General features: G+C 48.0%; 10 protein-coding genes. 3 read left to right on the top strand and 7 right to left on the bottom strand.

The genetic code is table 11. The features are described 5' to 3' along the window. Positions 1-71: 71 nt before the first annotated feature. From C7B65_RS21030 to C7B65_RS21015, 4 genes are all read right to left on the bottom strand, one after another. Entirely contained in the window at positions 72-659 is a 588-nt protein-coding gene (locus C7B65_RS21030) for a class I SAM-dependent methyltransferase (protein ID WP_223257461.1), read from the bottom strand. A 449-nt stretch (positions 660-1108) separates the two neighbouring features. Then, a complete protein-coding gene (locus tag C7B65_RS21025; protein WP_244913256.1) occupies positions 1109-2182 on the bottom strand; it encodes a spore photoproduct lyase family protein in 1074 nt (357 codons plus the stop codon). 84 nt (positions 2183-2266) lie between these two features. After that, a complete protein-coding gene (locus C7B65_RS21020; RefSeq protein ID WP_073074471.1) occupies positions 2267-3229 on the bottom strand; it encodes a HEAT repeat domain-containing protein in 963 nt (320 codons plus the stop codon). A gap of 136 nt (positions 3230-3365) precedes the next feature. After that, positions 3366-4490, bottom strand: coding sequence for a DMT family transporter (locus C7B65_RS21015; RefSeq protein WP_073074470.1), 1125 nt, complete (start codon positions 4488-4490; stop codon positions 3366-3368). A gap of 166 nt (positions 4491-4656) precedes the next feature. Between C7B65_RS21015 and sppA the strand changes: the two genes are divergently transcribed. Together sppA and aroH are read left to right on the top strand one after the other, a co-directional pair. Further along, on the top strand, positions 4657-5493 hold the full coding sequence (gene sppA, locus C7B65_RS21010; protein ID WP_073074480.1) for a signal peptide peptidase SppA: 837 nt from the start codon (positions 4657-4659) through the stop codon (positions 5491-5493). 266 nt (positions 5494-5759) lie between these two features. Next, complete coding sequence (gene aroH, locus C7B65_RS21005) at positions 5760-6173, top strand: chorismate mutase (protein WP_073074469.1); 414 nt, start codon at positions 5760-5762, stop codon at positions 6171-6173. Positions 6174-6246: 73 nt separating this feature from the next. On the opposite strand, the gene C7B65_RS21000 is transcribed toward aroH, so the two are convergent. Continuing rightward, positions 6247-6639: a phage holin family protein gene (locus C7B65_RS21000; protein ID WP_073074468.1), complete on the bottom strand. Its 393-nt coding sequence runs from the start codon at positions 6637-6639 to the stop codon at positions 6247-6249. A gap of 112 nt (positions 6640-6751) precedes the next feature. Next, the gene (gene crtR, locus C7B65_RS20995; RefSeq protein ID WP_073074467.1) at positions 6752-7687 is read right to left on the bottom strand and encodes a beta-carotene hydroxylase; all 936 of its coding nucleotides are present in this window, start codon (positions 7685-7687) and stop codon (positions 6752-6754) included. 237 nt (positions 7688-7924) lie between these two features. On the opposite strand from crtR, the gene C7B65_RS20990 reads away from it, so the two are divergent. Continuing rightward, entirely contained in the window at positions 7925-8851 is a 927-nt protein-coding gene (locus C7B65_RS20990) for a COP23 domain-containing protein (RefSeq protein WP_223257460.1), read from the top strand. 19 nt (positions 8852-8870) lie between these two features. Here the strand turns inward: C7B65_RS20990 and C7B65_RS20985 are convergent, their stop codons facing one another. After that, positions 8871-9122 (bottom strand): response regulator, encoded by a 252-nt coding sequence (locus tag C7B65_RS20985; RefSeq protein WP_223257463.1) that lies wholly within the window; start codon positions 9120-9122, stop codon positions 8871-8873. Positions 9123-9322: the final 200 nt, after the last annotated feature.

Here is a 9322-nt window from a genome sequence, read left to right as displayed (position 1 = left end):
GACTCAAAAGGTTTACATGACTTTCAAAGGTAGTCTCAGCTTTCCTTTTGCGCTTCTATCTTCCGTCCAACTCACGTTAAATCAGGGGACATTTTCAAAGAGGTAGATGAGGGATACATAACAACTCCTTCCCAACTTGCCTTGGCTTTGTCTAAACTCGTATAGTTGCCATGCTGTTCTGTTGTAATTTCAACTGTCTCAAAACCAGCCTCAGTCAACAATCTTTCACACTGTTCGTTAGAACCAATGCGATTGCTCAGTTCTAGCGAAATGCCGTACTTTGCAAACACTTTCCGCAAGATGACAGCCCCAATGTACGCTGTATCGGCAGGAGTATGAATTTTGATTCTGCCTCCAGGTTTAAGAAAGCGATGCCACAACTGTAATGTAGCTTCTTTATTTTCTATCCAGGGAAATGTGTTTGCACACAAAATGTGGTCGAAGTGATTGCTTAAACAATTGAGATTCTCAGCATCCACGAGTTGAAGCTCAACGTTACTGAGTCTTAATGCGTCAGCTTTACTTTGTGCTTGCTCCAACATCCCAGCAGAGAGATCTACTCCAACTACCCAACCCTGCTCTCCAACGATTTCAGCCGCAGCGATCGCAAGATGTCCTGTTCCCATTCCAATATCTAGTACAGACTGCCCAGAACTCACCTAGGACTTACGCACTGTACAAATTAGCCATATTATGGAATAACGAGAATAGGTCGTTTCAGCCTTTTGCAAGGCCTTTCTTTGACTTTAAATTCCTAAAAAAGAAATGAAAAAATAAAGCTGAAAGGGCTGAAAAGCACGACTGCTATTTCGGTTATTCTGTCAATGCGTAAGTCCTATCACCTGTGAATACTCAAGAAGACGGTAACAAATCTGTACATGCCACTCGCTATCGTCGTAAGTTTGACTTCTGCGATTGTATAAGTCCACAATTCCTTGCTTGTAATCATTTAAGTCAAGTTGATTCACCATTAGGAACTGTCTCCGCAACTACGCCTCAGCCTAACGCAAACGCAACTCTCTCTTCCCCACTAGAGTGCAAAGTTGCTGTCTGTAGAAACGTTCTATAGAGCGTCTCTACAGATCAGCAATTCAGCTTTGCCAGCGTACTAAGTCCAATACAAAATCTTGGCTTGAGGGAAGCGATCGCGAATTTGCCCCTCAAAAAACTGACGCATCGCCTTCATCGTGGTGGCATCGTAAACGTATTTAACGCCGCCGAACTTATTGCGTTTCACCACTCGCTTAGACTCATCCATCTCTAGCTTGCTGTTAGGATACCAACCCTGCAACACCTCTTTAGAACCCGGCGTAAAGCGGTGTGAGATTAGCTCAAAAGTCAAGTCACAATCAAAATCTAGTACTGCACTGATCGACTCAAACAAGCGATCGTAGTGTTCTTCCCAATCTTCGATCGGCATAATCGGCGCAATCACTAACCCAACCGGATAGCAGCCTCCCCCTTGGGCGCGGGGCAACGCCAGCTTTCTCAATGCCTGGAGGCGATCGGTGACTGATGCCGTGCCGCCTTCAAGACGATCGCTGATCGGCGCAGCATTCACACTAAATCGGCAGCGTGTGTGACCATTGTGCGGAAGAGCTAGCAAGCCATCAACCCCGTCAAATTTCGACACCCAACGCAGATAACCATCGTCGCGTGTCCCAAAATAGCGAATGCACTCGGCTAAACTGCCCGTTAGATGCTCAATGCCTAGCGGGTCGGTGTAGCAACTCACCTCAAAAGAAGTTTGACTCTGCGATCGCTCATAGTTGCCAAGATTTTGCAACGTCTGAGGCAGATTTGCAAAGGCTCGGATCACAGGTGGACCTGAAAGACTCCCAGCCAGATAGCAGTATTGACAATGAGCCGGACAGCCCTCGGCTAAATGAAACTGCCAATCAGCAGACGGCGGAATCGGACTGAGCTTTAAACTGCTCGGTGGTGCATTGACCACCGCTAACGTGCGCTTAGAAATTGCATAGGTCTCGCGCTCAGTCTCGCCACGCAAACCAGTTAGACGATTTTTAGGCAACGCCTCAACTGGCAAATTTAGCGCCTTGACTCGCGAAAGAATTTGCTGACCCCACGGTTCATCCAGGGCAGCAGGGGTAAAGAGAACTTGCTCAGGCATCCACAAACGCGCTTTGGGGGAAGAAATCTCAGGAACTGTAGAACTTAGCAATCTTTCTGCTCCATCTGGGTTCTACCCCTATTGTCGCTTTTCTTTCACAGTCGAAAAGCCGGATTATGAGCGGGTTTCACGACTTTACGGCAGGTTTTCAGGTGGGCTTACCGACTGCTTAAAAGCGGGTAGATTTTCGGCACTGGTAGGAGCCGATCGCATGCGATTTAATTGCCCTAACGCCCAAACCGCAGTTTCTTGCACGTCTCGATCGGGGTCGTCAGACGCTTGATGCAACAAATGACTAATTTGAGAAACCAGGTCATAAACGCGAGTCAAATCCCGAATTGCATTTTTACGCACATCTGCGCTCTCATCTTGCAGCGAAATCGCCAGCGCTCGACTGAGAGGTTTGAGCGTCCGGGTGCCAATTTCAGAAAGAGCAGACAAGATTAAACTGCGCTGCTTTGAGTCAGAATCAATCATCAAATCAACCATCGGCTGAACGGCGCGCGTGTCTCCTCGTTGCCCCAACTCCCAAATGATTTTTTGCCGTTTTGCAGGGTCAGGGGTGCGAAGCTCTCGCAGCAATTCGTCAACAATACTGATTTTGGCTAGTCGAGTGGTTTCAGAAACCTGGGGATCTTCGGTCGGACTTACTTCAGGAAGTTCTTTGCGTTTAAAGGTTTCTGAGACGGGAATCGGTTGGGGATGATGACCATTAGTTGAAGGGGGTTCATCATTAAGATCTCTGGCTTCAGGCGGCTCGATCGCATCCTCTAAAATAAGTTTTGATGAAAAAGTAGACGGTTCGAGCAGCGGTGATGATTCTGATGAAGGCGATTGTCGTCTTAACGCAAAAAATGTCAGCCCGCCCCCTACAGCAGAGACTGTCACAATACCCAAAAGCCACCACTTTTTAGACGACTGATCAACTTTAGGTGCCCCGTCTGAGATCTGAGCTTGAGCAACTTGCGAAGACGCGCTCACATTTGTTGTTATGAATTGTGAGGTTGGCTGACTCACCAAACTTTTGACCGATTGAGGAAACGCTCCTAAACAAGCCAAGCTCGTAATCAGTAGCCAACCAGAGTGACGAAAAATCATAAGCGAACTCAGGTGGGAGTGCGACTAGCGTACCAATAAAGGTGTCTTTTCTTGCTAGCTCAATGCTAACCGCCATCTCTGTATTGTCCGCAAAAAAGTTTCGCGAATCTTAACGACAGGCTCCAACTTTAGGTGATCACTCAGATTCAGATTCTACGATCGGTAATGACCCGATCGTAATCTCACTGATTTCTAGCGGAGATTGCAGTATCACAGACCTATTCTGAATTTCATCTTCCTGATCCGGAGAAACCCCATAGAAAGTTAGTCGCTTAAATCTCTGGCTCAACACCTCTCGTTGATTAATCAAATAGATGCTAACTAGCGTCAGACACACCCCAAACCATTGCACCTGACTCAACACTTCTGAAAGAAACAGATTGCCAAATAAAAGGGCAAAAACAGGCGTGAGAAAGGTTAAAGAACTGAGACTCGTCAGGCTACCACTAGAAGCAAAATAGAAAAATAGCCCGTAAGCGATCGCGCTCCCAAAGATCGTCGAGTAAGCCAAAGCCATCCAGTTAGCAGTCGTCAGATCGACCCACTGCGCGGATTCTAACTGATTAGAAAGCGCAAATAACGGCAAGCCGCCCAAAATCATGTGCCATCCCGTCGCGGTTACGGGGTCAGCATGGCGGCAAACATATCGCACCATCACGGTTCCGACTGCCATTGATAACGCTGCTAACAGCATCAGCCACTGTCCGTTGTCAAACAAGCTGAGAAAAAGGTCAGAGATAGACCGATCACTAGAGATCGTCCATTGCCCGTGGGCGATCGCGGTCATCAACCAATCTCCTGCCGACCCGATCCAGGCTTCTGGTAGACCCAGCAGACTGATCCCCAAAACGCCGATTCCTAGACCGAGCCAGCCCCAAAGTCCGATCGTTTCACCAAATAGCCAGAGTGCCAGCAGTGCCACAGCTAACGGCTGCGAATCGATCATTACAGAGCCTAAACCTGCCCCTGTTCTCATCAAACCTTGGGCTAAAAATCCTTGAAAGAGGGTTCCATCTATCAAGCCAAAGAGCGCAATCCACAACCAGGCGGCCCACCCTTTTGGTTGAGGTCTGCCCATCAAAGCACCCGCCACAACCACCAATACACCTGCTGGCACTAATCGCACACCTGCCATAAAGAATGGTGTGGTGTGGGGAATCACCCCTTTCATCGCGACCATTGCGGTTCCCCAAAGGAAAAAGGGCGCAATCAGCAGCACAGGAATAAACGGTGATCGAGACTCAGTGATCTTGAGATGCATGACTAGCTGCTACTAAAATTTTGGCTAATTCTATCTGACTATGTACTTATGTTAAGTGACGAACGCCACGGTTGAATTTTTTCTGATCCCCAATTTTCCCACTCGCGACTTGCATTGAGGCACACTAGAAGTTTAAGTCGTTCTCACTCACCGTTCTTTAATGCCCATGATTTCGCTTTTTAAGTCCCGGTTTCGCAAACAAATTGCTCGAATTGAAATTAAAGGCGCGATCGCGGGGGCAATGCGCGATCGCGTTCTCAAAGACCTTAAATCGGTCGAAGAAAGACGCTTTCCCGCTCTATTGCTGCGGATCGACAGCCCAGGCGGAACCGTTGCAGATTCTCACGAAATCTACTGTGCGTTAAAAAGACTGCAAGAAAAGGTCAAAATCGTCGCCAGTTTTGGCAACATCTCGGCATCTGGCGGGATTTATATTGGCGTGGGTGCTCAACATATCATGTCAAACCCTGGCACCATCACAGGCAGCATTGGCGTGATTTTACGGGGCAATAACTTGGAGCGCTTGCTAGAAAAGGTCGGCGTATCGTTTAAGGTGATTAAATCGGGACCTTATAAAGATATTTTGGCATTCGATCGCGAACTTACCGATCCCGAAAAACACATTCTGCAAGAACTGATTGATGTCAGCTATTCGCAGTTTGTGGGAGTGGTCGCCGAAGGGCGAAATCTGAGCACCGAAGCTGTGAGAAGCTTTGCGGATGGTCGCGTTTTTACGGGACAGCAGGCTTTAGCACTGGGACTTGTCGATCGACTAGGCACCGAAGAAGATGCCCGTCGCTGGGCAGCCGAACTCGCTGGACTCGATCCCGAAAAAACCAAGTGCTTCACTTTTGAGGAGAAAAAACCTCTCGTCAGCCGTCTCACATCAAACAACAGTCTTGCCCACGCCATTTACACCGTTCCTGGACTTGCGGCAGGTGCCGATTGGCTAGAGTTTGAGTTGTCTACGAACGGGCTTCCGTTGTGGTTATATCGCCCTTGATATAAAAAGGGGCCTTTAATAGCTATAGGGGTTGCGCCCCCGTGCTTACCTTCAATGTATAGAGGGCGACCACGGAGGGATTGCCCCTACTTAAATCATCTCTCCATTCAACAGGTCAGCAAATTCACCTGCTTAAATTAAAACTTTTTCATCCTTTATCCTTGATCCCCGATCCCTTCACACTCTCTTGATAAGCTAGTGGTTAAGGCACGAACGACTACAATTGATTCGGCTAGCAACTAGCAAAAACTTGGAGGGATGAAACTGTGCAGTGGAGAGTTCGAGCGGTTCGTGGGGCAACAACAGTCTCGACTAATAGCGTCGAGGCAATTCGAGAAGCGGTCACTGAGTTACTGGATGAACTAGAAGCTCATAATCGACTTGATTTTGACGAGATCATCAGTGCTACGTTTTCCGCAACTCGTGATTTGGATGCCATCTATCCAGCCGCGATCGCTCGTGAGCGTCCTCACTGGTCAAATGTGCCGTTGCTAGACGTGCAGCAAATGTATGTCGAGGGAAGTTTAGAGCGCTGCATTCGCTTCTTGATTCACTTCAACACGCCTGACCCAGAAATCAGAATTTATCATCCCTATATGAGACACGCCAAGAGCCTTCGACCTGATTGGACGCTCGCTCAACTCACCGCTTCACCGATGAGACTTAGAACGCGAGATTAGAAAACAATTTGATATTAAAAAAAGGGGATTCACTCTGATGGCGAACCCCCTTTTTTAATTCAGTTTTACGAGACTAGACTTCAGTTTTGAGATCAGAAGTACTTTCTAGTTTGGGGGCAGAAGTACGTTCTGCAAAATACTTATTCAGGAAGGTGCTTGCAAACGACAAGATTACAGGCCCAAGAATAAATGCCAGAGTGCCGTGAACGCTAAACCCTGGAGTGAGAGCCGCCGCTAGCGAGAAACAAATGCCGTTGACGACGAGCGCAAACAAGCCCAGCGTTAAGAAATTAATAGGCAGAGTCAGCAGTGACAGAATTGGCTTCACAAAAGCGTTGACTAAACCGATCGACACGCCTGCAATCAAAGCGGATGGAAACGACGCAATATTTACGCCCGGTAGGACAATATCGACGACTAGCAGACTCAACGCAGTTGACAAGATTACAAAGAAATATCCCAACATTTTTTTCCCTCAAACTTACATAAATAATCAGTTTTTCTAAAGCCGATCTTGACGCAGCAGTGAGGTAAAAGCCTCTTCATCGAGATAGATTCTGAGTTGTCAAATGGCTCACCTATTCGACAGAGTTTTCTTGAGGGGTTTTCGCGATCGGTAAAATTTCTTCAACCACCTGCGCTTTTTTATGATGAAAGCGAATTCCTAGAAAAATGTCATAGACGAAACCCAGAAAGTCTTCTTTGAGTAGCCCGATCGATTGATGACTGCCTTTAGCATCTAAAAGCGGCTTTGTTGCAAGATAGGCTCCTTCGTAGTGATACCACGGCACCGAAGGCCATAAGTGATGAATCAGATGATAGTTCTGACCCATAATCAGCCAATTGAGCAAGCGATTAGGGTAAACTCTGGCGTTTTTCCAGCGATCGCGCTCTTTAAAAGGGCGATGCGGCAAATAATCAAAGAACAGTCCTAAAACCAGACCCACGACTGCCAATGGGGTAAACCAAAAGTTAAACACATATCCAATGAAGTCATAGTGATATCCCAGATAGAGCACAAGACCTAGAGAGAGCCGCGCTAAACCCCACTCTAAAAGCTCGTTCTTTCGCCACAGCTTGCGCTTAAAGAAAAAGAACTCGTGATACATAAATCGGGCGTTGATAATCCACAGCGGCCCCATCGTCGAAACCACGTGGTCAGGGTCATTGTCGGGGTCATTCACATGGGCGTGATGCTGCATGTGAACCCGCGTAAATACTGGGTATGAGAAACACAGCAGAAATGCGCTGCCGTGCCCCAGTAAAGCGTTTACCAATCGATTTCGATGGGCAACTCCATGACAGGCATCGTGGATCACGGTTCCTACCATATGAAGCGCCAAAACATTCATGCAGAAGCAGCACCAATCGATCCAACCCCAGCACCAATAGCCCAGCGTTGAAATCACCGCTAAAACCACCGAGAGCCAAAAAATCAATAGGGTTGGATTGAAGTCACCAGGAGGGCCCAGCAACTCTTTAGGAACTGTCAGGGGCTTTGTTGCCGCCGACATTGTTTCTTTCTCCTTTGTCGTATCCTCGCGTAGTATACGATACGCAAAATCATGAACTTAAGTAAAGCCCGTTAAGCTTGACTGATGAATCAGATGAAATTCCATTAACCAAGTGGCGATCGAGCGTCGGCAGACGAAGAGACGGGTTGAGCAATCTGGAAAGCCTGGGGAACCTGGTAGAAAAAGCGGGGTCTGGGTAATCAGGATGCGAACAAAACGTATTCGTCGAAAAGCTTTATGGCTTCAGGGGTTTTTGAGGTTGATATCGGACTGAGGCGCACCACCAGAAGCCGCGAACTCTCGCCGATCGAGGGCACCACCCAGTCTAAATTATTTACATATTTGAGGTTGACTACAATGTTGCGATCGCAGGTTAAGACAGGTTTGCAGATTAGCGTAGCAACGGGCGCGGCGATGCTGTTGAGTAGCGCGGCGATCGCTGCACCTGCTAATAGTGTGCTGGTAGCACAAACCACGTCGCCTTCTGGTGATGTAATTGTCCCCACTGAGCCAGGAACTGGCGGAACTACCATTCCTGGATCTACGATTCCTAACCCACCGTTGAGTGGAGTGCGGTTTGCTTGCCAAAACTCTAACAGCCAATACACCGTGATGTATATGCCAGAGAGTCAGCCTAATCGAGCCTATCCCTGGGCGGTTCCGAGTGCTTTAGGTGGCGGTTGGAGTTCTGATCGACGCTGTAATGAGATTTCGCGTCGGTTAGAGTCTTACCGATCTGATGGGTTGTTGGAGATGAAAACCGCCGTCGAGAATGGTTACAACACGATTTGCGTCACGACTGATCGAGTTCCGTCTTGTCGCATTGTGCTGACGGTACCCAACGGACAAGATCCTTTAACAACCCGCGATCGCGTGTTTCAAAACTTGACGATCGCCGATAGTGGGCAACAAACCCAGGGCGTTTTAACCTATGGGCAAAACGGCGCAGACGGCAATATTATCAATCAGTTGGGTAGCTTGCTAGGAATTCGCGGCTTGGGACGCAATGGTGCAACCGCTCCCCCTAAAACTCTGCGCTCAAGTGACATTAACTTGAAGCCATTTCTCGACCGTAAAGACGGGGGCACAGGCGAACGACTGAATGGAGGAGTTGCCATCCGTTCTAATGCCAAACCTCGTCTGCCTAAACTGTTCCGTCGTTAAAATTTCTGAGCCAAAGACTCTACTGTTTTCCTGCCAGTTGAATCGCGATCGCAATCAGTCGATCGGGTTCCGCTGGCTTTGATACATGGGCCCGGAACCCTGCCGAGAGTGCCTGCTCTTGGTCATATTCGCCTGCATAGGCAGTCAGGGCGATCGCAAGAATCTGTCCGCCGCGCTCTAATGACCACGATCGCACCTGCTGCATCAGCATATAGCCATCCATTTCGGGCATTCCGATATCGCTGACTAAGAGATCTGAGAGAAGAGAGATGAATGGCGATCGGACTCTTTTTAATTATCCCATTTGGGGTTTGAGAAGTGGCATCGTGACGATCGAGGTCAAACTTTTCCAATTGCTTGCCTAGCTGTGAGAAGTTCTTGTGATGCTTTTTCTGAAGCGTTGCCAAACATGGTAATATCCCTGATGCTTATATAGAAGCTTTGCTCTCAGAAGTGCAAATAGGGGCGAGT

This window comes from Phormidesmis priestleyi ULC007, assembly GCF_003003695.1.
Lineage (GTDB): Bacteria > Cyanobacteriota > Cyanobacteriia > Leptolyngbyales > Leptolyngbyaceae > Phormidesmis_A > Phormidesmis_A priestleyi_A.
Note: the sequence above shows the minus strand (reverse complement) of the source record. Positions and strands in the feature narration are given on the sequence as shown.